The organism is Planctomycetia bacterium (assembly GCA_015075745.1).
GTDB lineage: Bacteria > Planctomycetota > Phycisphaerae > UBA1845 > UTPLA1 > UTPLA1.
In genome coordinates this window covers 527,716-551,161 of sequence record JABTTW010000001.1, presented here as the reverse complement: position 1 = coordinate 551,161, position 23,446 = coordinate 527,716, and the positions used below count along the sequence as shown (strand labels likewise).

14 protein-coding genes are annotated in these 23,446 nt (G+C 61.4%); 12 read left to right on the top strand and 2 right to left on the bottom strand.

Features of this window, described 5'->3' with window-relative positions:
- The first annotated feature begins 107 nt into the window (after positions 1 to 107).
- The 10 genes from HS101_02150 to HS101_02105 all read left to right on the top strand — a co-directional run bounded on the left by HS101_02150 (position 108) and on the right by HS101_02105 (position 17,616).
- Positions 108 to 2,579 carry a sulfatase-like hydrolase/transferase gene (locus tag HS101_02150; protein ID MBE7505068.1) on the top strand — a complete coding sequence of 824 codons (2,472 nt, stop codon included), beginning with the start codon at positions 108 to 110 and terminating at the stop codon, positions 2,577 to 2,579.
- Positions 2,580 to 2,632: 53 nt separating this feature from the next.
- A complete protein-coding gene (locus HS101_02145) occupies positions 2,633 to 5,530 on the top strand; it encodes a sulfatase-like hydrolase/transferase (GenBank protein ID MBE7505067.1) in 2,898 nt (965 codons plus the stop codon).
- A gap of 72 nt (positions 5,531 to 5,602) precedes the next feature.
- Positions 5,603 to 7,996 (top strand): sulfatase-like hydrolase/transferase, encoded by a 2,394-nt coding sequence (locus HS101_02140; GenBank protein MBE7505066.1) that lies wholly within the window; start codon positions 5,603 to 5,605, stop codon positions 7,994 to 7,996.
- Positions 7,997 to 8,140: 144 nt separating this feature from the next.
- Positions 8,141 to 9,217, top strand: a complete 1,077-nt coding sequence (locus HS101_02135) for a phosphoribosylformylglycinamidine cyclo-ligase (protein MBE7505065.1) — start codon at positions 8,141 to 8,143, stop codon at positions 9,215 to 9,217.
- 102 nt (positions 9,218 to 9,319) lie between these two features.
- A complete protein-coding gene (locus HS101_02130) occupies positions 9,320 to 10,567 on the top strand; it encodes an aspartate kinase (GenBank protein MBE7505064.1) in 1,248 nt (415 codons plus the stop codon).
- 10 nt (positions 10,568 to 10,577) lie between these two features.
- Positions 10,578 to 11,174 (top strand): thermonuclease family protein, encoded by a 597-nt coding sequence (locus tag HS101_02125; protein MBE7505063.1) that lies wholly within the window; start codon positions 10,578 to 10,580, stop codon positions 11,172 to 11,174.
- 45 nt (positions 11,175 to 11,219) lie between these two features.
- Positions 11,220 to 11,831, top strand: coding sequence for a hypothetical protein (locus HS101_02120; protein ID MBE7505062.1), 612 nt, complete (start codon positions 11,220 to 11,222; stop codon positions 11,829 to 11,831).
- A gap of 183 nt (positions 11,832 to 12,014) precedes the next feature.
- Positions 12,015 to 15,515, top strand: coding sequence for a valine--tRNA ligase (locus tag HS101_02115; protein MBE7505061.1), 3,501 nt, complete (start codon positions 12,015 to 12,017; stop codon positions 15,513 to 15,515).
- A gap of 209 nt (positions 15,516 to 15,724) precedes the next feature.
- Positions 15,725 to 16,123, top strand: a complete 399-nt coding sequence (locus HS101_02110) for a bifunctional nuclease family protein (protein ID MBE7505060.1) — start codon at positions 15,725 to 15,727, stop codon at positions 16,121 to 16,123.
- Positions 16,124 to 16,176: 53 nt separating this feature from the next.
- Positions 16,177 to 17,616 (top strand): hypothetical protein, encoded by a 1,440-nt coding sequence (locus HS101_02105; protein MBE7505059.1) that lies wholly within the window; start codon positions 16,177 to 16,179, stop codon positions 17,614 to 17,616.
- Positions 17,617 to 17,625: 9 nt separating this feature from the next.
- Here HS101_02105 and neuC read toward each other — a convergent pair whose 3' ends face one another.
- Positions 17,626 to 18,873: a UDP-N-acetylglucosamine 2-epimerase (hydrolyzing) gene (gene neuC, locus HS101_02100; protein MBE7505058.1), complete on the bottom strand. Its 1,248-nt coding sequence runs from the start codon at positions 18,871 to 18,873 to the stop codon at positions 17,626 to 17,628.
- A 24-nt stretch (positions 18,874 to 18,897) separates the two neighbouring features.
- Positions 18,898 to 20,106, bottom strand: a complete 1,209-nt coding sequence (locus HS101_02095; protein ID MBE7505057.1) for a hypothetical protein — start codon at positions 20,104 to 20,106, stop codon at positions 18,898 to 18,900.
- Between the two features lie 325 nt (positions 20,107 to 20,431).
- Between HS101_02095 and HS101_02090 the strand changes: the two genes are divergently transcribed.
- Both HS101_02090 and aroA read left to right on the top strand, forming a co-directional pair.
- A complete protein-coding gene (locus tag HS101_02090; GenBank protein ID MBE7505056.1) occupies positions 20,432 to 21,409 on the top strand; it encodes a hypothetical protein in 978 nt (325 codons plus the stop codon).
- Between the two features lie 705 nt (positions 21,410 to 22,114).
- On the top strand, positions 22,115 to 23,416 hold the full coding sequence (gene aroA / locus HS101_02085) for a 3-phosphoshikimate 1-carboxyvinyltransferase (GenBank protein MBE7505055.1): 1,302 nt from the start codon (positions 22,115 to 22,117) through the stop codon (positions 23,414 to 23,416).
- The last annotated feature ends 30 nt before the right edge of the window (positions 23,417 to 23,446 follow it).

Sequence of the window (23,446 nt, the reverse complement as noted above, 5' to 3'; positions counted from 1 at the left end):
GGTTTGAGTCTTCGATTTGCCCAGGTTGGTCTTCGTCCATCGTCTGTTGCAAAATAGCCGATAATTCGATGAGAGCGGGGACCTGATAGCAATAAGAGGTAGTTGAAATGGCAGAGTCTCCGTCGACAAATTCGTCAGCGGTGGTGCAGCGTCGCCCCCGTGCCTGGTGGCAATGGGTCATAAGCCTCGGACTACTTGGGACGGCCGCCGTACTCTTGGTGATACGCGTAGTTGCCTGGTATTCTCCCGCGACCTTTGCACTGTTGTATGAGCCGGTGCAACCGATTCCGCTTCAGTTGCCCAAGGAGCTGAAGCCCGCCGAAACGATCCCCAGCGCGAAAGGCGAATTGGCCGGCGCCAACGTCTTGCTGGTCACGCTCGACACAACCCGCGCCGATCGGCTGGGCTGTTACGGAAACCCCAATATCAAGACGCCCGTGATAGACGGACTGGCGCGAGACGGCGTCTTGTTTACCAAGGCCTACAGTGCCGGTCCCACCACGTTGCCGTCGCACTCGACCATGATGACCGGGCTCTATCCGATTCACCACGGCGCTCGCGCCAACAGCGTGTACCGCCTGAGCGAAAAGCACCCGACACTTGCGCAGATCATGTCCGATTCGGGCTACGCAACCGGAGCGGTGATCTCGGCATTTGTGCTCGATTCGCGATTCGGTCTGGCTCGGGGGTTTGACACCTACAACGACGACCTTCCGCCGGCCGCGGGGACGCATGAGTTGTTCGAGTCCGAGCGGATCGCAAAGAACGCGACGAACGCCGCGATTGATTGGATCAAGCTTCGCAAGGGAAAGCCCTTTTTCTACTGGGTGCACTACTTCGACCCTCACCAGCCCTATCGGCCGCCTGAGCCCTATGCTCAGGAATACGAGTCATTGCCGTACGACGGCGAAATTGCCTACGTCGATTCTGAATTGGGCAGGCTTTTGGATTTTCTTGAGGAGTCGGAAGTTCGCGACAACACGCTCGTCGTCGTGGTGGGAGATCACGGCCAGGGACTTGGCCAGCACGGAGAATTGACGCACGGCTTCTTGTTGTACGACGGCACACTGCACGTGCCGTTGATCATGAGTTGCGGGAAACGTCTTGGCGGAGGCGTACATGTCGATCGTACCGTCAGCCTGGTCGATCTCGCGCCGACCGTGCTGTCGCTCCTGGGCATGCCGGCCATTAAGAGATGCGACGGACTGGATCTGACGCAGAAGGCGCCGGATGCGCCCCGCGTCACGATGATGGACACGCTGGAGGGCCTTATTCAGCAGGCATTCGCACCATTGATCGCCATTCGAGAGGGCGATCTCAAATACATCTACGGGCCGCAGCCCGAGCTTTATAACTTGAAGAACGATCCCTACGAGGCCAACGATCTCTTCGCGTCCATGCCGGAAGAGGCGGAACGGATGAGGGAGTTACTTCAGCGGGTTTACGGCGACGACCTCGCATCGGCTGCACAGGAGCGCCCATCGGAGCAGTTAAGCCCGGGCGATCTTGAGATGCTCCGAAGCCTGGGATACTCCGTAAGCGGCGTCACCTCTGCGCCGGATCTCGCAGTTCTGCCGAACCCCAAGGATATGCTGGGTCTCGTGACCAAAGTGGAGACCGCGATCATTCGCGGTGAGGACGAAACGGCTCAGGACGTGATCGATCGACTCCAGAAGGTGATCGCGGAGGCGCCTGACTTTTTCATGGCCCATCGGTGGCTGGCGGTGTCATATCTTGAGGCCGACAACTTCGCGGGGGCGGAGGCCGAGTTGAAAATCGCCCTGGAATTACATCCGGAAATTCCTGAGACGCTCGTCACGCTTGCATGGCTGGCCGCGAAACAGAATCGGGTGGAGGAGGCTATCGATTACTATGAGCGGACGATCAAGAAATGCCCGGATTATTTTGATGCGCTGGCAGGTCTTGGTCACCTGTACCTCACGCACAATCAGCCTCGCAAGGCCGCGGACCTTCTCCTGAAGGCCTGCATTGTTCGACCGACCGATCAGCCGGTCGTCGATCTATTGGCCAACGCGATGAAACGGGCGGATCGCCTCGACGACGCGATCCGTTTTCTGGAAGACCGAATCAAGAAGAATCCCAGCGCCGTCGCAGTGCGAAATGCCCTGGCCGGGGTGTTACTGGAAAAGGGGGAGTGTGAAAGGTCGGTCGCCCTGATTCGAGAAGGCATTCAGCGCCATCCTGAGATTCCGGAGTTGGTGAACAATCTCGCCTTTGCCCTGGTGCGTTGCGCCGGCGAGTCGCCGCTGCTGATGACCGAAGCGAGCCTGCTGATGGAGCAGCGATGCCAGGAATCGAACTATACGCAGCCGGCCTACATGCGCACCCTCGCGATGGTCTATGCGAGCATGCGTCGCCCGCAGGAGGCGGTTCAGGTCGCCGAACGGGCGTTGGAGCTTGCCAAAGAGAAGAAGGCGACGCGCCTGATTCAGCAGTTGGAGGACGAACTGGTAAAGTATCGAAGCGACCTTGCCCTCGGCCTAACTCCGATGAGTCCCTACCCGTCGAATCTACCGACGTCCGCGCCGACCGAATCCGCACCTTCATCGGAGAATTAGCGTAGTGGGGGCGCGAATCTCCGCAAGGACATGAACAATAACCGGATTTTTTCATGACGAACCTGTCCAATCAGTACATTCCGAAGCGAATGACCCATGCGGTCGAGACCAAAGTCCGTGCGGCGATCGTGAGTGCATTGTTGGTCTATTCGGCGACGGTCCCCGGCTGCAAGCGCGCGTCGGAGCCCGAAGCTCCACCGGCGACGACGCAAAAACAGATCGGATCGAGATTGGACGATCCCGATCTGAGGCGAGTCACGGGCCGCAAGGGGATGAACGTTCTCTTTGTCGACGCGGATACAACCCGGGCGGACCACCTGGGGTGTTATGGTCATCCGGTGGTTAAGACGCCGCATATCGATCGATTCGCGGCCCAGGGCATTCTCTTCAAGACCTGCATATCCTCCGCGCCGCTGACTTTGGTTTCGCACTCGACCATGATGACCGGCTCATACCAGTATGTGCACGGCGCCCGTGACAACGGAATGTTTTCGCTGGCCGAGCCGAACGTCACGCTCGCGGAAATCTTCAAGGAGGCGGGATACCAGACGGCGGCCGAAGTCGCCACGGTCATTCTCAATCCCAAGTATGGATTGAATCAGGGATTCGATCACTACGGACACGTGGAAGAAGAAGTCCCCAAGGGCAGGATGCTCGGCGCCGAGGACCTGCGGCTCGATGATTCGAAGGACCTGCAAAAGGACCTGCCGGTCGCGCCGGCCCTGGCCGAGCTGGACCGAAAGGCCGGCGACATCACGGATCACGGCATTGCGCAATTAAGAGCGTTCAAAGGCAGCGACAAGCCCTTTTTCATGTGGCTTCATTACTACGATCCGCATTGGCCGCAAGAGGCCCCGTTGGAGTTTGCGAAGCAGTACACCGATCCGTACTTCGCGGAGATCGCCTACTTCGATGACCAATTCGGCCGGTTAATCTCCGAGCTGGACGAACTCGGGATGGGCGAAGATACATTGGTGATCTTCACCTCGGACCACGGCGAAGGTCGGGGACAGCACGGCGAGTACACGCACTCGGTTTTCCTTTATGACAGCACGCTGCATGTACCGTTGGTGATGCGCTGCCCCGGCACCATTCCAGCAGGATTGGTCGTGGAATCACAGGTGCGCCTGGTCGACCTCGCGGATACGATCCTGGAGTTTGTGGGCCTAAAAGCCCATCGATCGGCGCAGATGCAAGGCAGCAGCCTCCTGCCTTTCGTGGCGGATCCGGGGCTCAAGTGCGATTTGACCTGCTATGCCGACACCATCTCTCCCAAGACGATGTACAACTATTCGCCGCTTCGGGCGATCCGCACCGGCGATTGGAAGTACATCCTGGCGCCCAAGTCGGAGCTTTACTACGTCCGCGAAGATCCGCTCGAAGTTTTCAATCGCAACAAGGCTGACAGCGATCGAGCCATGGCGCTTCGGCAGGAGATGTGGGATTTGATCGCCGGCTCTCCGTCGCCGCCCGGCGGAACGGGCGCGGGTGTCATCACGACGAACCCTCAGGACCTCGAGCAACTGCGGGCATTGGGTTACGTTGCATCGGTGACCGACCTGGCCGGCTTCGCGGACGGCAACGAACTGGATAATTTCGAGCCGTCCGGCGAGAACCCTCACGATCACATCGAGTCGATTGAGTTGTTATCGTCGGGCCTGGGGGCGCTGCGTTTTGGGCGCTATGAGGACGCGGAACGGGAGTTGAAGCGGTTTATCCTCGACAATCCGGAGAACTGCCTGGCCATTTCCTCTCTGGGCAACGCCTTCGTCTGGCAAAAAAAATGGACGGAGGCGGAGACGGCATTCCGGGAATGTGTCAGGCTGGAGCCCGAAGCGCCGGACGAACTGCGAAAGCTCGGACTCGTCTTGTTTCAGCTTCGCAAGTATGGCGAGGCCGAGAAGGTGTTTCGATCCGCGGCGGAACTCAAGCCCGACGACGCCGCGATTGCGTTCCAGCTCGGTGTAGCGCTGGGCATCCTACAGAGATACGACGAGTCTCTGGCTGAGTTGGACAAGGCGGCGCGTCTCAACCCCGAGGATGCTCCCGTCTATTTTCAGCAGGGTGCGGTACTGGTTCAGAAGGGCGAGACCGACCAGGCCATCGCCGCCTTCAAGAAGGCGCTCTCGATCGAGCCGAAGATGATCCGGGCGCACGCCGCAATCGCGATCGCCCTGCGTGACAAAAAGGGTGTCGACGTCGCAATTCGATATCTCGACGAAGCCCTGGAGAAACTGCCGAATGAGCCGATCCTGTATTTTCAGAAGGCTGTCTGTCTGATCGCGAAAGGGGACCTGAGAGGGGCCGGCAAGCTCCACGAGAAGATTGTCGAGCTCAATCCGAACAGTTCAGACGCGAGAATTGTTCTTGCCGGCGGCCTATTGGCGCAGGGCAAACGCAAGGAGGCCATCGTTGAGCTGCGCGAGGGCGTCAAACTGGGCCCCGATGACCATCGGGCATTTCTGAGACTCGCGGATGCGTTGGAGGCGGACGGTCAGCTTGAGGAATCGCTCAAGGTAAGGCTGGAAACCATCACCAAGTGGCCGGATCAGTGCGAAGCCTTCCGCGCGGCGTCAAGCCTGGCCGCTCGACTCAAAGACGAGCAGAAGGCGATCGAGATTCTTCAGAAGGCCCTCGCCACTTGCGATCACGATCCCCATGTGCTCAATGACCTGGCCTGGCGATTGGCGACGTCGAAACAGTCACAACTTCGCGACGGCTCAAAGGCGGTCGAGCTCGCCCGGAAGGCCAGCGTCATTGCCGAGGATGACAACCCGATCTTCCTGGACACGCTCAGCGCCGCCTACGCCGAGATCGGAGACTTCGACAAGGCAATCGACACGGCCCAGCGCGCCCAGCAGATGGCATCCGAGCACGGCATCAGCAACGTGGACGCGGAAACCACCGCCCACATCGAGCTCTATCGCAAGGAGCAGCCGGTTCGAGAGTGACGCCCTCAGGTTCATCCGCTAATCTGATTGCGACGTTCGGCAGCTTCGGCTTGTCGCGGAGGGTTTTCGTCCGTGTCTGATGTTCCACCCGTACAAGACCAGGACTCACCCAGGCCCCGCCGTGGCGGCCGCGCATGGTGGCAATGGGTCATCGGCATCGGCTTCATCCTCGCGGCGGCAGGCTCCTACGCCATCCGTTGGGTCGAGAAGAACCACCCCGAATGGATGCTCGCCATGTCCGCGGAGGAGACCGTCCCGCTGCGTCTCCCGGCCGGCACACAGACCGTGGATACCGTTCCTGTGAGCGCGGCTGCGCTGAAGGACCTCAATGTCCTCCTCATCACGATGGACACGACACGGGGCGACCGCCTCGGATACTACGGTAATTCAGCCGTCAAGACGCCCGCGCTCGACGAACTGGCCACCGGCGGTGTGATTTTCTCGCGGGCCATCACCACGTCACCGACCACGCTGCCTTCGCATTCATCCATTCTGACAGGCCTGTATCCGTTTCATCACGGGGCGCGCATGAACGGGCAGACTCGCCTTTCTCCTGAACACGAAACGATGGCCGAGATTCTCGGGGCCCATGGCTACCAGACCGCGGCCTACGTATCTGCCTTTGTTCTGGCCAAGGGGTTCGGCGTTGCCCAGGGGTTTACCACCTACGACGATGAGACCGAGAGGTTTGATGACGCACCCATACATCGCGAGGCGGAACGGCGCGGCGATATCACGACTGACCTGGCCCTTGGCTGGCTCAAGGCGCATCAGTCGGGCAAGTTCTTTCTCTGGGTTCACTATTACGACGCCCATGCGCCTTATGAATTGAAGCCCGGCTTCGAAGAGAAATACGTCGACAATCCGTATCACGGCGAGATTGCCTTCATCGACTCGCAGGTTCGCCGCTTGACGGACCATTTGAAGGCGTCGGCGTTACAGGAAAAGACGCTCATCGTCGTCGTCGGCGATCACGGCGAGGGCCGCGGCCAGCACCGCGAATGGACCCACGGTCTGCTGCTTTACGAGCCGACCATGCACGTCCCGATGCTGATGAATTGCCCGGGAAAGATACCGCCGAAGCTCCATGTCGGTCGTGAAGTGTGCATCGTGGATGTCCTGCCGACGCTGGCCTTCATGCTGGGGGTCCCTGCGCCTGCTGCCGTAGAGGGCGTGAATCTTTGCTCGAACTGGGACGCCGGCCGGCCCATCTATGGAGAGACTGCCGAGGGGTTCAATCAATATGGACTCGCGCCGCTGCTCTCGGTGCGCGTCGACGGGAAGAAGTACGTCTACGCGCCGATCCCGGAGCTATACGACCTGCGCTCGGACGAGGACGAAGCCAATGACATCGCACAGACCGATCCGCAGGCTGCCGCGAAACTGCACGCCCAGCTTCAGGCGTACTTCGGCGTCGACCTGGACAAGGCCTCAAGCGTGCAGGGCACGGTCCAGCTTGCCGGGGAAGATGCCGAAAAACTTGCAGCGCTCGGTTACGTGGGCTCCGGACTGACCTCGTCGTCCGGCTCCGGTCCGATGCCCAATCCCAAAGACATCATGCCGCTCATTAACGAACTCGAAGTAGCCATGGACATCAAGTCGATCGAGGACCGGCCGATCGCCATTGCCAGGCTGGAGGCGCTCGCCGCCGAACATCCCGACTTCTACGCCGCACATCACAAACTGGCGGACCTCTATTACCGCGAAGGACAGTATTTCCTGGCCCAGTCCTCGCTGGAGCGGGCCCTGGCGATTCACCCCGACGTGACGATGAATCTCGTCACGCTTGCCCGATGTCACATGAACATGAAGGATACCGAGCAGGCCGTCGCGGTCTATCGTCGGGCCATAGAGTCCACGTCGTCAAAGGCGGCCATCATCGCCGAGCTCGGCCGACTGTTGCTGGTCAGTGGAAGAACCGAAGAGGCCATTCGAGAACTCCGCGCCGCCTTTGAGCTGATGCCCGCGGACATTGAAACGGTCGAGCCGCTGGTAGAGGCCATGCAGCGCGTCGGCCACGGTCTTGAGGCGACGGTTCTGATGCGACAGAAGCTCGATGAACGGCCGGAGTTGATCGCCGTCCGCGCGGCACTGGCCGGTCTGCTTGCGAAGGACGGAAAGCTGCCCGAGGCGCTCTCGCTTCTGGAAGCAGGCCTCGTCGCGAACCCCGATCATCCCGATCTGACCAATGCCCTGGTTCAGATTCTCATCGATCCGGCTCACGGCGATGCTTCGCGCGTCGGTGAGGCGGTTGCGCGAATGGAACGCGTCTGTTCCGAGATGAAGGAAGTCGATCCTCGCTATCTCTACACCCTCGCCGAAGCCTACGTTCGACAGGGACGCCCGACCGAGGCGATAGACACCGCAAGGACAGCGCTTGAGGCAGCCCAAAAAGCGGGTCGGACGCGACTCGCCTCCAAAATCGAGCGCGACCTGGCGAAGCTGGAGTCTGCTTTGCGGAAATAGATTCTCGCGGTGTCCGGCTCAATCCGGCAATCATCATAACTCTCTGGTATATATACACTTACCCTCCAAGCTCGCATTGTCGGGCCGTCTCCACGAAACTCTTGACTCGCTGGCGCTCCGCACGCGGAGCATCGAAGGAGCGACATGGCCGAGAGATCGAGCAAGAATGGAAGCGCTCTCACCTACCAGTCAGCGGGCGTCGACGTGTCCGCAAACGACCGCATGGTCGAGAAGATCCGGCGAAGCCTGAAGCGAACCTATGACCCGCGCGTCTTGTCCCGGCACAACGCCTTCGCCGGTCTCATGCGCATCGACTACAGCGAGGCCCTGCTTCGCAAGAACTATCGCGAGCCGATTCTTGTCGCCGGGGCGGACGGCGTCGGCTCCAAGCTCCTGATGGGGCTTGAATGCGGCCGCGTCAGGGACCTTGGAATCGACCTCGTGGCCATGAACGTCAACGACGTCCTCACCACCGGCGCCGAGCCGCTCTTCTTCCTCGATTACATCGCTTGTCACAAGCTCAATCCCGAAGAGATCGCCGTCATTGTCGAAGGCATCTCCGACGGCTGCACCCAGGCACGCTGTGCGCTTCTTGGCGGCGAAACGGCCGAATTGCCGGAGCTCTACAAGAAGGGGCACTTCGACCTGGCCGGCTTCTGCGTCGGCGTCGTCGATCATCCGCGCATCATCGACGGCCCGGCCCTCACAAAGCCTGGCGATGTGGTGCTGGGCCTCGCGTCCAGCGGCCTGCATTCGAACGGCTACGCCCTCGCCCGCAAGGCCCTGGCAAGCCTGCCCAAGGGAAAGCTGCCGGTGGACCTCGGCGAGCCGCTGGAGGATGCGGCGCTGCGGCCGACGCGCATTTACGTCCAGTCGGTCCTCTCCCTCCTGCGCTCGTATCGCCGCAAGCGCGTCGTACGGGCCATGGCCCACATCACCGGCGGCGGGCTCGAGGGCAACATCCCGCGCGTCATCTCCAAGAAATGCAACGTCGTTCTCAAGCGAGGCAGTTGGCCGATTCCCCCGATCATTCAGCTCGTCCGCAAGGCCGGCGTGGCCGAGGCGGAGATGTACCGCGTCTTCAACATGGGCATCGGCTTTGTCCTCATCGTACGGCCGACCTTCGCCGACAGCGTCATGGCCATCCTTAAGAAGCAGGGCGAGTCGGTCTATCGCATCGGAACGATCCGCGCAGGCTCGGGGCGACTCATCTGGCGTTGACGCTGACCGCGCGCTGCGAGCATAATCCAGCCATCGTCAGGTCGCGTACGGATGCGCGGCCCGGGGGCGAAACCCATTTTCAGCGCGCAACGAATCGAGACCATGGGCCTGATCGTTCAGAAGTTCGGCGGCACCAGCCTGGCAAACGCGGAGAAAATTCACCGAGCCGCTCGCAGGGCGATTCGCGCCAAGCTCGATAACAATCAGGTCATCGTCGTCGTCTCGGCCATGGATCAGTCCACCGACGTCCTCGTCGACCTCGCCTACCAGATCACCGATCGTCCCAGTCGTCGGGAGATGGATCAGCTTCTCGCGACCGGCGAGCAGGTCTCCATCGCCCTGATGGCCATGGCCATTCACCATGCCGGCCACGACGCCATCAGCTTCACCGGTGGTCAGATCGGCCTCAAGACCGACCGCTCCTACGGCAGAGCCCGCATCCGCGAGATCACCGAACGCGGCCGCATCATGTCGCTGCTCAAGGACGGCAGCGTGGTCATCGTCGCGGGCTTTCAGGGCGTCGACGAACACCTGAACACCACAACGCTCGGCCGGGGCGGCTCGGACACGACGGCCGTCGCACTTGCCGCGGCGCTGGGGGCCGAGGTCTGCGAAATATACACCGACGTGGACGGGATTTACTCCGCCGATCCGCGCATCGTGCCCGAAGCGCGCAAGCTCGAGCACATCTTCACCGACGAGATGCTCGAGCTGGCCTCGCTCGGCTCACAGGTCATGCACTCGCGCAGCATCGAGCTGGCCAAAAACTACAACGTGCGAATCCACGTTCGCAGCAGCTACACCGACGCCAAGGGGACCGACATTGTGAACGCCTCATCCGATCTTCAGCAGGTCATCGTCCGCGGGGCCGCCCTCAAGAAGAACCTCGCACGCGTGGAACTCGGCCGCGTGCCCAACAAGCCCGGCATCGCCAGTGAGATCTTTCGCCGCGTGGCCGAGAAGGAAGTCATCGTCGACGACATCATTCAGGTCATCCACGAGGGCGGCACGACCGCCGACATCAGCTTTACCATCGAGGCGTCGGAGATCGATGCCGCCCGCGAGATCGCCCAGGAGCTCGCCGCCGAGATGCCGCAGATGAAGGTTCAGGTGCGCGACAAGATGGCCAAGGTGTCGGTCGTCGGCGTCGGCATGCGCACCCACACCGGCGTCGCCAGCCGCATGTTCGATGCACTGCACCAGGCCGCCGTAAATATCGAGAACATCAGCACCAGCGAGATCGTCATTAGCTGCGTCATCAACCAGGACGACGGTGAAAAGGCCCTTCGCGCCGTCCACGCGGCCTTCGCCCTCGAACAGTCTCCGTCCCCATCCGCCAACGGCCAGTAGCGGGCTGCACATGACGCACGCAGGTCGAAAACGTGTCGTGACGTGCGGGGTCATTGCCGCGGCTGTGGCACTCTCGATACTCGATCACGCCGGCGCCTTCGGCTATCGCGGCGATGATCGCCTGCGCTACGACGGCGCAAGCTGCACGGCCACGCGCGTCGTCGATGGCGACACTTTGGATGTCGATCTACCCGATGGAAATCGCCCGACCACGCAGGTTCGCCTTCGCGGCATCGATGCGCCGGACATCGCTCAAGGCCCGGATGAGTCGGATGCATTCTACGGCCCGCAGGCGGCGGACTTCTTACGGAAGCAGGTAGAGGGCCGCCGCATCACGCTTCGCCTCGATCCGAATCGCCCGGCAAGAGACAGGTTTGATCGGCTGCTGGCGTATGTGCATCTCGAAGGCGAGTTGATTTCCGTTAACGAGCGATTGATCGAGGCCGGCTGCGCCTACGCCGACGGCCGTAGAGACCACGTATTTACGCTACAATTCTCCCAACGCGAGCAAGCCGCCCAGCGCGCAAAGTCGGGGCTTTGGGCCGAGGTGCAACTGGATCAATTGCCGAAATGGAAGCAGCGCGTGACCACGTCGGGCAAACCGTAAATACGCTCCTCGCCCGCGGGCCTGGAAGCGGCTTGCCGTTTGGCGATGGCATATAGAAATGCTACGATCCCGCTCGTGGTCATCGCCCATCACATCATTTTGACAGGCTACGGTCACTGGCTGCCGAACGATCCTCGCGGAAGCCTTTCCCGGCAAATCCGAGTACCCCAGTTGCGGCAGGCCGGCGACATACACTTCGGCCGAAAGGCAACCCAACCCGCGCTAAGTGAGTTGAGGCGACATCAAATCGATGCCCGGTCTTATCTAAAGCATAAAGTGCTGTGGTTCGATCTCGCCGAGCGGCAGGCGATTGCGACGGCGTTCACGGACGTCGTCGCGTCTCGCGAGTACACGTGTCTTGCCTGTGCAATACTCTCCAATCACGCTCACCTGGTCATGAGGCGACATCAGGATCGCGCGGAAGTCATGATGACAGCCTTGATTGAAGCATCTGCCGTGAGCGTGAGAAACGTGGCGGGGAGTTTTCAGAATCACCCAGTTTGGAGCCAGGACAAATATAAGCGATTCCTCAGCAGCGCGGATGAGGTTTGTGGCGTTATCAAGTATGTAGAGGACAATCCCGGGAAGTCGGGACTCCCGAGACAAGAATACACCTTTGTGAAGCCTTACCGTGGTGAGTGGAGCGAACGGCGATGATTTTCTCACGATTTTATCTGGTTGGTTATCCATCGCCAAACGGCAAGCCACTTCGGTAATAACAGGCAAGCGGCCGAATGTCTCGCGAAAAGCGCCGACTCTCGGCAGCCGGCTTCGCGGCTTGCCGTTTGGCGATTCCTCCCCCCGCTTGAACCTCCCGCGCCGCTCCTCGATAATCGCCGCATGGCTAAAGGTGAATCCAAATCGTACGCTCCCGCCGAGCATGAACAGCGCATTTTCGACGCATGGATCAAGGCGGGGCACTTCCATCCCTCTCCCGACGATCGCGGACCCGACCAGCGATTCAGCATGGTCATCCCGCCGCCGAATGTGACAGGGGCCTTGCACCTCGGCCACGCTCTAAATAATACGCTTCAGGACATCCTCGTCCGCCGCAAGCGCATGCAGGGGGCCAACACTTTCTGGCTCGTAGGTACCGACCACGCCGGCATCGCCACCCAGGCGACCGTCGAAAAGACCATCCGCAAGGAAGAGGGGCTGAGCCGCCACGACCTGGGCCGCGAGGAACTCGTCAAGCGCATCTGGCAATGGAAAGAGAAGTTCGGCGGCCGCATCGTCGAGCAGCTCAAACTCATGGGCTGCTCCTGCGACTACGAGCGCGAGCGCTTCACCCTCGACGAAGGCTGCGCCAAGGCCGTGCGCGAGACGTTCTTCAAGATGTTCCGCGACGGTCTCATCTATCGCGGCAAGCGCCTGGTGAACTGGGACACGCAGCTTCAGACCGCCGTGGCCGACGACGAGGTCTACCACGAGCAGGTCAAGGGGCACTTCTACCACTTCAAGTATCCGATTAAGGACGCCAAGAGCGGCGAGCCGACGCACGTGCACATCGCCACGACCCGCCCGGAGACGATGCTGGCCGATACGGCGGTGGCCGTTCACCCCGAGCCGAACGCGGCGCTGGAGGTCGCCGAGACGCAGCTTCAGATAAAGCTCCGCGAGGCGAGCGAAAAGGAAAAGCCGGCGATTCATGCGCAGCTCGAAGACATCGCCGATCGCAAGACGAACCTGCTGCCGACGTTGATGAAGCTCCGCGACATGGCCAAGGCGGGGCGGATGGTTCTGCTGCCGCTGGTGGACCGCGAGATTCCCCTGGTCTGCGACGAGTGGGCAGACCCCAGCCTCGGCACCGGCTGCGTGAAGATCACCCCCGGCCACGATTTCAACGACTACGAAGTGGGCCAGCGGCATGACCTGCCGGTGATCAATGTGATAACACCGGATGGCAAGGTGAACGAGCACGGCGGGCCGTACAAGGACATGAAGCTCGCCGATGCGAGAAAGAAGGTCGTCGCCGACCTTGAAGCGCTGGCCCTGGTGGAAAAGATCGAGGATCGGCAGATTGAATTGGCCCACTCCGACCGCAGCAATTCGCCGATCGAGCCGTACCTCTCCGATCAGTGGTTCGTCAAGATGGGCGATCTAACGGAGGAGGAGTTTGCCCGCATCCAGACGCCATATTTGAAGGAGTATATCGAGCACGCAAAATCCGAGCCGCGACCGTTAGGGAGCGGTACCGGTTTGCCTGATGCCGCGATGATCGATGGAAGACCAGGAACACCCGATGCTGGTTTTGGAGCGGATGCGAGGAATACCGGCGTGGTTGGCCCGCTCCCTCACGGTCGCGGCTCGGATCAAGGCGCGCTACTGCCGGGCCTCGCCCAGATGGCGATCGACGCGGTGAAAAGCGGCAAGGTGAAGTTCCACCCCGAGCGGTACGCAAAAACCTACATCGACTGGCTCAGCGAAAAGCGCGACTGGTGCATCAGCCGCCAACTCTGGTGGGGACATCGAATACCGATTTGGACCAAACAGTTCGTTAGTATCGCGGATGGCTCAGATTCTTTAACTTGGTTTCCGCACAAGGATGCCGATTCATGGAATTGGGCTGGTCTCCACTTAAAGGGATTTGACGACCTTGAGCTTAGCAAGGATCAAAAAGCTGGGGTTCACCTACATCTTTGGCCAAGCGTTGAAGCGAAGACCACAATCCTCTTGATGTGTGTTGCACCGGGGTTTCCAGAAATAGAGGACAAATTGCTGGCCGAGGGCTTCACGCAAGACCCCGACGTCCTCGACACCTGGTTCTCCTCCGCCCTCTGGCCGCACTCAACCCTCGGCTGGCCCGACGCGCACCGATCCGAGCCGCGACCGTTAGGGAGCGGTACCAGCGAGCCTGATGCCGCGATGATCGATGGAAGTCCAGGAACACCCGATGCTGGTTTTGGAGCGGATGCGAGGAATACCGACGTGGCTGGCCCGCTCCCTCACGGTCGCGGCTCGGATCAAGCAACGCCCTCGGATCAAGCAACGCCCTCGGATCACGCGCACGGCTCGGATCAGAATCTGCTCAACTATTATTATCCCACGTCCGTGCTCTCCACCGCGCGCGAAATCATCACCCTCTGGGTCGCCCGCATGGTCATCACCGGCCTCTACAACATGGGCGAAGTTCCTTTCGCCGACGTCGTCATCCATCCGGTCATTCAGGACGGCCAGGGGCGCAAGATGTCCAAGACCCTCGGCAACGGCGTCGATCCCGTGGACATCATCGAGGAGTACGGCGCCGACGCCCTGCGCTACACCCTCGCGGAGCTCGCCACCGAGACGCAGGACATCCGCCTGCCGGTCAAGCCGAAGAAGCTGCCCGACGGCCGCTCGATCAACGTCAGCGAAAAGTTCGAGAAGGGCCGCAACTTCTGCAACAAGCTCTGGCAGGCCTCGACCGGCTTCGTCATTCCAAATCTCGACGGCTACACGCCGCAAGAGCTGGACCCGGCCAATCTCGGCTTCGTCGATCGCTGGATTCTCTCGCGCCTGTCGGCCTGCGTGGAGCAGGTGAACGAATCGCTCGATCGTTATCGCTTCAGCGAGGCGATGGGGGCGGTCTATCGCTTCATGTGGGACGAGTATTGCAGTTGGTACATCGAGATGACCAAGCCACGCCTCGCCGGGTCCGAGCGCGCCGCCGCCCAGCAAGTCATGGTCTTCGTCCTCGACCAGCTCCTGCGACTTCTTCAGCCCGTTGTCCCGTTCGTCAGCGAGGCCATCTGGGAGCAGCTCAGCGCTGCCGCCCCCGACCGCGGCCTGCGCTCAGTGGGCAAGGCCGAGGCGACGCTCATCGTGGCCAAGTGGCCCGATGCGAACGGCGACCTGCGCGACAAGGCCGTCGAGGCAAAGATGGAGGCGGTGCAGGAGGTCATTCGCGCCGTGCGCGACATGCGCGCCGTGGTCAACGACTATCGCGGCAAGGCCAAAGAGCCGTCGCTGCGCACGCTTCCGAAGATTGTGGTGCAGTGCGATGCGTCGGTCTCGTCGATGCTCACCGGCTTTCGCGATTTCATCATCCCGCTCGCCGGCTGCGACGCGATGGACATCGGCGCAGGCGCTTCCAAGCCCGACGGTTCAATGAGCCGCGTCTGCGGCATGGTGCAGGTGTATGCCCCGGTCGCGGGCCTCGTCGATTTAGCAGAGGTGAAGAAGACCGAAGAGGCGAAGCTGACCGAGCTGCGCGGCGTTCTGTCCCGCGAGTCCGCCCGATTGGGCAATGCGGACTTCGTCGCCCGGGCCGATCCGTCGGTGGTCGAGGCCGCGAAAGCACGCGCCGCGGATTTGTCAAGTCAGATAGAAATGCTCGAACGGCACCTTGCCGACCTTGAATAACCGCCGCAATTCGCGGTGAGGCGCGGAGGGTTGCATTCGATCGGGCAGAGGATTAGGCTTTGAGACGTGCTCGCGGAAGCGAGCGCCGTTAAAGGGATTGTGCCACTCGACCCATGGAGGGAGTTTGCGAAGGCTCGTCGCGCCATGAGATGATACTGCCTTGTCGCTCTGCACGACGGGGTTACTGGGCCGGTTGGAGAAATTTACTCATGGATGTGCGGATGGATTTGTCTCGCATTGTCATCCAGGACACGAGCGATCAGCAGATTATCTTTCTGCGGGAGCGCGGCGGCTCAAGGGAGTTCCCCATCGTCATCGGCGACTCGGAGGCCTGCGCCATCGACCGCCGGCTCAAGGGTTACAAGCGTGCGCGACCCATGACGCACGACCTCATGGCCGATCTGATCGAAGTCCTTCGCGGCGAACTGGAAAAAATCATCATCAGCGACTTGAAGAACCATACGTTCTACGCGAAACTTGTCATTCGTCGCGACGGTGAGATCGTTGAGGTCGACTCTCGTCCGTCGGATGCCATCGCCTTGGGCGTGGCAAGTGAGACGCCGATTTTTGTAAGCGAACAAGTTCTGCGTGAGGTATGCCGAGCCTAGCGCCGGCCGTCTTCCGCGAGCCCGAATAGATCATTAGCCGTAATCAAGAGATCATGAGTCAAAAAGCTGACCTTTGTTTCGCAGTGCCTTCGTTTCGCGCATATGTTCAATCCGCCGAAGCCGCTCATCCGCGCATCGGTGAGACCATCGCCGCCGCGATGGCGCCCGGCGTCGTCGACGTCATGGGCGGCATCTGCGAAGACGGCGGTTCCATCCTCGTCACCGCGCCCCTCGACGCCTGCGTCCGGGCTGCCTGCTGGCGGATCGCCGGCAAAGACCTCGTCATCCGTCTCCATGGCCCGGCCAAGGACGCACCCGCGCGGGAGTTTACGATTTCCTTCGATCAGTTGCCCGCCGTCGCCGCCTCCAATGGCGACGCCTCGGCCTGGTTTGAAAAGTCGGGGGCTCACTGGGCGACGCCGGCCTGCCTGGCAGTGGGGCGGTTAATCGCCGAAGGCCATTTGCCCCCGGCGTCGGATGGCTTGCTGGTCCTCCTTCAGTCCGACTTCCCCGACGACTCCGATCTCGGCTCACCCTGCACGACCGCCGCCGCCGTGATCGAGGCCGTCACCCAGGTCCACGGCCTTGAGTTCGATCTGCCCAAGAAGGCCGCCCTCGCAACCGCCGCCGCATCGCCTTTGACCGGTGTCGAGCGCTTGCGCATTGCGGTGACGGCCCTCAGCGGCGCCGCCACCGGCTCTTTCCTTCAGCTTCGATTCGTCCCGCAGTTCTCATGCGATCCGCTGCCGCTCCCCGACGGCATCACCATCGCCGCCGTCCGCACCGTCCTGGGTCGCCCCACGACACTCGAACGCATCGTCGAGACGCGCACCTGCGCCGAAATGGGCGCTCGCATGATCCTCGACCTTCGCAGGCAGGATGCCCCCGCGCTCGATGCCAAGGGCATTCACCTCGCCGCGATTTCTCCTTCCGACTATGTCGATCGCTACCGAGACCGGCTGCCCTCCAAGATCACCGCCAAGGCATTCGTCAGCCGCTTCGGCGACATACGCGGCCTGAACGGTCAGGCCGACGGCAAGAGCGTCTTCAAAGTGCGCTCCCGCGCTGAGCACCACATCTACGAGAACCGCCGCGTTCACGACTTCGCCACGAACATCGCCCGGGCCCGCAGACTGGGCGCGGTCGAGGCCCTCGTCCATGCCGGCGAGTTGATGTACGCGAGCCATTGGAGCCACAGTCAGCGCTGCGGAATCGGCGGCGTCGAGGCTGACAAGCTCGTCGGCGCGATTCGACGCCGCGGCGCCCCCGAAGGCCTCTACGGCGCAAAGGTCACCGGCGGCGGAAACGGCGGCGAGTTGGTCGTCCTCATGCGTAACGACGATCGTGCCTCTGCGGCCTTGCGTGCAGCCGTCCTGGAGACCGAGGCCGAGACGGGCAAGTCCGTGGCCGTCTTCACGGCGACCCACGCGCGCAAAGAGCCGGCCGCCGCACCCAAGGTGGTCGACGCGCTCGGCGCAGCCGCGGGCGTCTGATTCTTAGGTTCAGCGCGAGTCCGCGTTGTCGGCCCATTTCTTGGTTAAGAGTTGCTGGCGAGGCGGTAGTCCCCTGACAGCGGCGATAATGCGCTCGGCGGCATTCCCATCACCGTACGGATTCTTCAGATTGGCAAGCGATTTTACAAAGCCGGGGCTCGTGGCCTGCGATAGGGCGCGATGAATCGCTTCCGCCTCAATCGGCGTATGCACCACGTTCGGCGGAGCAAGGCGCCCGGTCTGCCGATCGCCGACATTCACGACGGGCAGCCGCAGCGACGCCGCCTCGATGATTCCCGAGCTGGAGTTCCCCACCTGCACGCGCGCATGCGCCATGCAGCTCCAGAACTGCGATTGGCCAAGCGAATGCGCGATGACCGCGTTGGACCTCGATGAAACGAATCCGCGAATCGCCGCATCGACGGCATCTCGCCCCACGTCGGCATTCGGCCCGACAAACAGCAGATTCATCGAGAGTCGACTCAGCGCGTCCAGCAGCTCACGGATCTGCCGATCCGGCGGCATTTCGCAAAGCGTCTCCGGGTGAAAGACGACGACGGCGGTGGGGGCGCTGAAGTCCAGCCCGACCTCGCGGCTCAGCGACTCAATCGGCTGCGGTGTGAAGCCGGCCAATTCATCGAGGGCGAGTGAGCCCACCGTATGAATGCGCCACGACTCCTCGCCCATTTGCCGGATGCGATTCGCGTGTGCCTGTAGCGCGGGAAAGTGAACATGCGAAAGTTTGGCGATCGCATGGCGGCATGAATCGTCGTAAGCCCCCTGTGTCACGTCGCCGCCGTGAAGGTGGGCGATGGGTGCCCGGTGAATCGTCGCCGCCAGACACGCGGCAAGCATTTCCGTGCGATCTCCGAGTGCAAAGACCAGGTCGACGGGTTGCCGAGACAATGCCCCAGAAAACGCCGTGATCGCTCGGCCCGCCGTCTCGCAGACCTGCGCCGGCTTGTCGCCCTCGACGAAGTGCTCGACCGGCTCGATGGTAAGACGCGGCATTTCAGTCATCAGCCGGGCCGTTTGCCCGAATGTCTCGCTGTGATGAGTCCCGCCCGCGAGCATGGAGATTTCAAAATCCCCGGCTCGCGAAAGCGCGGCCAGCAGCGGCGCGTAAATCCCCGAGTCGGCGCGCGTCGTGCTGACGCATGCGATGTGCCTGACCCAGTGCCCGCCCGGCGCCACGCGCACGGAGGTTGCAGGAGCCGGGGCGGCTGGTGGTTGATGGTTCGTGGAAAGTGAGTTCATGACCGGCCATGTCGCCGGCCGTGGTCATTCCACCCTGATTCGCGCCGGCCGCGCATCGGGGTTGTTCGCCAGCTCTTCGAGCCTCGGCAGTTGAACGCGAAGCGCCTCGGCCTGAGGCGATCCCGGAAACTTCTCCATGAGTCGCCGGCCGAGCTCGACGGCCTCTATATATCGACCGTGCCGCGCGTAGTCCATGATTCTCGCCTCGAGTTCCTGGCGCACCTCGATTTCGGCGTTGCTCGTCAGCGTGGGGATCTGCATCAGCAGCGCTTCGGACTCCGAGCATCCGGGGAATCGCTCCACGAATGTCTTCGCCGCCACCACCGCCTCTTCCCACTGCCGGTTGGTCACGAATCGCTGCACTTCGGCGTACATCCGCCGCCGCTGCTCGGCCTGAAACGTCGCGTGATCCTTCTCGACGCGCAGCAGCAATTGCCGCGCCTCCGCCGAGTCGCGATGCCGCTCCACCAGTTGCTGCACGACCTGCCGGGCCCGCGGCCAGGCCGAAATGCTCATCAGGTCCTCGACCTGCCGCGTGATCGTCTTCACATCCTGCGACTCGTATCGCTCCCGATGAACCTCGGTCTCCCGAATGAGCTGATCGGCGCGCTGCGAAGCCGGATAGCGGGCCTTGAAAGTCTCCACTACCTGCCGGGCGCGGACGAAGTCGCCCTCGCGCGTCAGGCTCTTGAGCAGCTCCGTGGCCTGCTCGAATTCGGCGTTTTCGGATTGCTCGCGCTTGATGACCCGCTCCTCGTCGGTCAGCAGCGAGTTGTCCCGCATCTGCTGCAGCAGCGACACCAGTTCCTGCCACGGCGGGGGGCTCGCTGCGGGCGCGTCCGTCGTACCCGTCGTCGGGTCGAACATGGAAAGCGTGCCCTCGCCGACCGGGACGTCCAATGCATCTGCTTGCTTCGCGCCGGCCGCCGCGCCCACTTCGTATTGATACTTCTCCATGCGGATCAGCGCCGCTTCCAGGTGGCTCGAATAGCGAACCAGGACCGAGAGCCCCATGAGCATGCCGAAGATGGCGACGCCCAGCGCCGTGTATAACCCGAGCATGCTCAGGCCGATCGACAATCCCTCCGTCGGGTCTCGCCAATTGGCGATTAGTCGAAGCACCCCGCCGACCACGCACAGAATCAGCGCGACGATCGCCAAAATGCGCAGCATCCGGTCCGCGGACGGTTCGCGCTGGGCGGGCACCTCGGTTTGCATGGCCTTGTCAGTCATGGCGATTCAGATTTCGAAAGCCTACCGGCAGGGTGGATCGGCGGGGCCGCAACAGCCCTTCTAACATCCTATCCGCCGACCGGGGTCGATCAACCCAGAAGGAGTGCCGGCACAGTTCTGACATCGTTCAACGGTTTGTCTGTTTGAGAAATCTTGTGTTGAGCATGATTTTTCCCTGCTGGGCATGCGGCTGAAGATAAAAGGGCGTGATTATTGTTGACACCATGCCGAGGGGGGGGGGGTATGATATAGGACGAGCCGGTGGTCTCGTTGTTCTGGGTCGGAGCGGTTCATTTGGGTCACAATTCCTGATAGGAGGACATTTATGGCTAAGGTCCGAATCGCGGCTTGGTGTTCTGCGGTCTGCGCGGCTTATGCGCCCGGGCTTTTCCTGCTTGCCTGTGCGAGTGAGAGTCAGGCCCTCAGTCAAGCAAAGCACGTCGCCGGTGGTCCATCTGAAGAAGACAGCAATGGGCGACTCGCTGCGGAAATAAGGTCGGCGCTGGAGGTCGATCCCCTGCCGTCGTTTAACGGCGAGGTGCGATTCGAACTGGAGATGCATTTGCCTGCCAAGCCCGAAAGCGGACGCGACCAGGTGGATGTCGTGCAGAGTTGGCGAATCGTCGCGGAGGACGGCGGACGATTCCTCAGGGGTGAGGTCACATGGCTCCAAGGTGAGGTCGTGGGCTACACACGCATGTTCGGGGAGACACCCGGAGCTTTTTGGACCGCTTCATTGGGAACCCTCACTGTCGTGAATAAGGAAGTAAAAGGCAATATGCCTGAGCGAGAGTATGGCCCCTACCTGCGTATTGCAGAGGGGTATGTTCAGCAAGCTCGGCAGGAGTTGCGGAATATTCTTGATACCGAGAGCCTTCGCGCGGCCCCAGATGACTCCAAGTTTTCGAATGTCACTCCATCGACGAGTGGCGCTTCGTCGGTGGTTCATCGCGATGATCGCTTGCTTGATGTGGCATTTGATCGGTTTGGACGCAACTGGGTCGTTTCGTCAATCGTAAAGCGCACGCCCCATGCTACTCTGTTTTTCTCGCTCGGCGATTATCAGCCGATCGGAGATATGCTTGTACCGGGATGGATTCACTACCGGTCGGAGGAATCGACAAACGGCGGAGAGACGATTTTGTACAAGGGTATTCAGGCTGAGATAATCTCAGACGAATCCGATTTGCGCGAACGCGTCAATATCCCACATGTCGAGGAAACCTCGACAGCAACTCATGCTTTGCAGGCGAGAATTGAATATACGCGAGAAGGTACAAAAGCATTTTCCCCATTGCCGTAAGTGGACTCAGCGTTTTCCGCGTCTCGCAGTCGCTCTCTATTTGGGTCACTATGTCTTTAGTTCGACTTATTAACGGGGATCACCGATGAAATCGAATGTAATACGTATTGTTATTCTTTCTGGGTTCTTCTTGTTTGCTTTTCCGCCGGCCCTCTTTGAGCTCACTTCGTTAGTGATGGGGTTTCCACCACCCGGACCGCCAAACCAACATAATACATGCAATGTTACAGAAAGCGGGCCACCGTGTGGAACAAACTTGGTCCTGAGCCACGGTACGTGTACGAGTGGTCCGTCGCCTGTGACGTGCAATACTGACGAGATTGTTTTTGGTCAAATCTTGAATTGCAAGGGTAATCAAGTCAGCGGGCTAAGTAGCTGTGGCGTCTTTCCGTGTTACAAGCAACGCATCACTCGCGCATGTAATGACAATGGTCAATGCGTCGTCACGAACGATGGCCAACAACAAACGGTTATTGCCAATGGTAGCGTTGCTGCCGGGGGTTCTTGCAGCGGCGGATCGCCCGACGGCGGTCTCGATCCGACGCCGGGAGACGGCGGCGGCGGGTGATTTCCGTCGAATCATCAAGCATCTACTTCCGCGACAAACGTGACTCGGGTTAAGCTCGACGACTTTGACCCCGCTCAAGTCTCCACGAGCGAAGTCCACTCCGTGCCCTACCGTGGATCGTCCGGTAGCATGGGGCGATGAACCGCCCCGACGCCATCACCCTCAGCCCGCCTCCCGGGCCGATCGACTGCACCGTACACCTCCCCGGCAGCAAGAGCCTGACCAATCGGGCACTGCTCGTCTCGGCGTTGGCGCGCGGCACGTCGCAGTTGTCCGGCGTCCTCTTCTCCGACGACACGCGACGCATGCTCGACGCGCTCGAGAGCCTCGGCGTAGGGCTCCACGTCGATGACATCTCCTGCCGCGTTCGCGTCGACAGCAGCGGCGGTTTCTTTCCCGACGGCCAGGTCAAGCTTCATTGCGGCAACGCCGGCACCGTCATGCGTTTCCTCCTCGCCGCATGCAGCGCCGGCCAGGGCGAGTACGAGCTCGACGGCGATCCGCGCATGCGCGAGCGTCCCATCGGCCAGTTGGTCAATGCCCTGCGCGACCTCGGCGCACAGATCGCATACGCCGGCGCCGAGGGCTATTGTCCGCTGACCGTTCACGCCGGTCGCCTGCGCGCAGGCTCGGTTGTCTTCGATAAGCCGGTGTCGAGTCAGTTCGTCTCGGCCCTGCTCATGGCCGCGCCGCTCGCATCCGGCGACGTCATGATCGACGTCTCGCGCGGCCTACCCAGTCGCCCCTATGTCAGCATGACGCTCTCGGTGATGGAGGCCTTCGGCGTCGAAGTGATCGCCGATGGCCTGCAGCGCTTCATCGTCCCCGCGCCGCAGTCCTACCAGGCGACGAGCTACAGCGTGGAGCCCGACGCCTCCGCCGCGTCGTACTTTTTCGGCGCTGCCGCGCTGACCGGTGGAAGAGTCACCGTCGAGGGGCTCGGTTCGGACAGCACCCAGGGCGACATCGGTTTCGTGAAGATACTCGAACAGATGGGTTGCCGCGTCGACGCCTCGCCGCGCAGCACCACCGTCACCGGCCCCGCCGACCGCCGGCTGCGCGGTGTGGACGTGGACCTCAACGAGATGCCGGACGTGGCCCAGACCCTGGCCGTCATCGCCGCCTTCGCCGACGGCCCGACCTGCATTCGCAACGTCTCAAACCTGCGCGTCAAAGAGACCGATCGCCTGTTCGCCCTCTCCGCCGAGCTTGGCCGCCTCAGTGTCGAGACCGAAGTGACGGACGATAGCATCGTCATTCGACCCGTACGGTCGCCCGTTGCCGCGCAAGTAAGGACCTACGACGATCATCGCATGGCGATGAGCTTCGCGCTGGCGGGATTGCGCGTCGATGGCGTGGTGATCGAAGACCCCGGGTGCGTCTCGAAGACCTTTCCCGATTTCTTTGCGACGTGGAATCAACTCGGCAGGAAGACCTAAAGAGGAATGTCAAGGCGAGAATCTGCTTAG

What these genes read in the sequence shown, in the direction of transcription:
- HS101_02150 (MBE7505068.1), top strand. Translation starts at nt 108, where the DNA reads ATGGCAGAGTCTCCGTCGACAAATTCGTCAGCGGTGGTGCAGCGTCGC.
- HS101_02145 (MBE7505067.1), top strand. Translation starts at nt 2,633, where the DNA reads ATGACGAACCTGTCCAATCAGTACATTCCGAAGCGAATGACCCATGCG.
- HS101_02135 (MBE7505065.1), top strand. Translation starts at nt 8,141, where the DNA reads ATGGCCGAGAGATCGAGCAAGAATGGAAGCGCTCTCACCTACCAGTCA.
- HS101_02130 (MBE7505064.1), top strand. Translation starts at nt 9,320, where the DNA reads ATGGGCCTGATCGTTCAGAAGTTCGGCGGCACCAGCCTGGCAAACGCG.
- HS101_02125 (MBE7505063.1), top strand. Translation starts at nt 10,578, where the DNA reads ATGACGCACGCAGGTCGAAAACGTGTCGTGACGTGCGGGGTCATTGCC.
- HS101_02120 (MBE7505062.1), top strand. Translation starts at nt 11,220, where the DNA reads ATGGCATATAGAAATGCTACGATCCCGCTCGTGGTCATCGCCCATCAC.
- HS101_02115 (MBE7505061.1), top strand. Translation starts at nt 12,015, where the DNA reads ATGGCTAAAGGTGAATCCAAATCGTACGCTCCCGCCGAGCATGAACAG.
- HS101_02110 (MBE7505060.1), top strand. Translation starts at nt 15,725, where the DNA reads ATGGATGTGCGGATGGATTTGTCTCGCATTGTCATCCAGGACACGAGC.
- HS101_02105 (MBE7505059.1), top strand. Translation starts at nt 16,177, where the DNA reads ATGAGTCAAAAAGCTGACCTTTGTTTCGCAGTGCCTTCGTTTCGCGCA.
- neuC (MBE7505058.1), bottom strand. Translation starts at nt 18,873, where the DNA reads ATGAACTCACTTTCCACGAACCATCAACCACCAGCCGCCCCGGCTCCT.
- HS101_02095 (MBE7505057.1), bottom strand. Translation starts at nt 20,106, where the DNA reads ATGACTGACAAGGCCATGCAAACCGAGGTGCCCGCCCAGCGCGAACCG.
- HS101_02090 (MBE7505056.1), top strand. Translation starts at nt 20,432, where the DNA reads ATGGCTAAGGTCCGAATCGCGGCTTGGTGTTCTGCGGTCTGCGCGGCT.
- aroA (MBE7505055.1), top strand. Translation starts at nt 22,115, where the DNA reads ATGAACCGCCCCGACGCCATCACCCTCAGCCCGCCTCCCGGGCCGATC.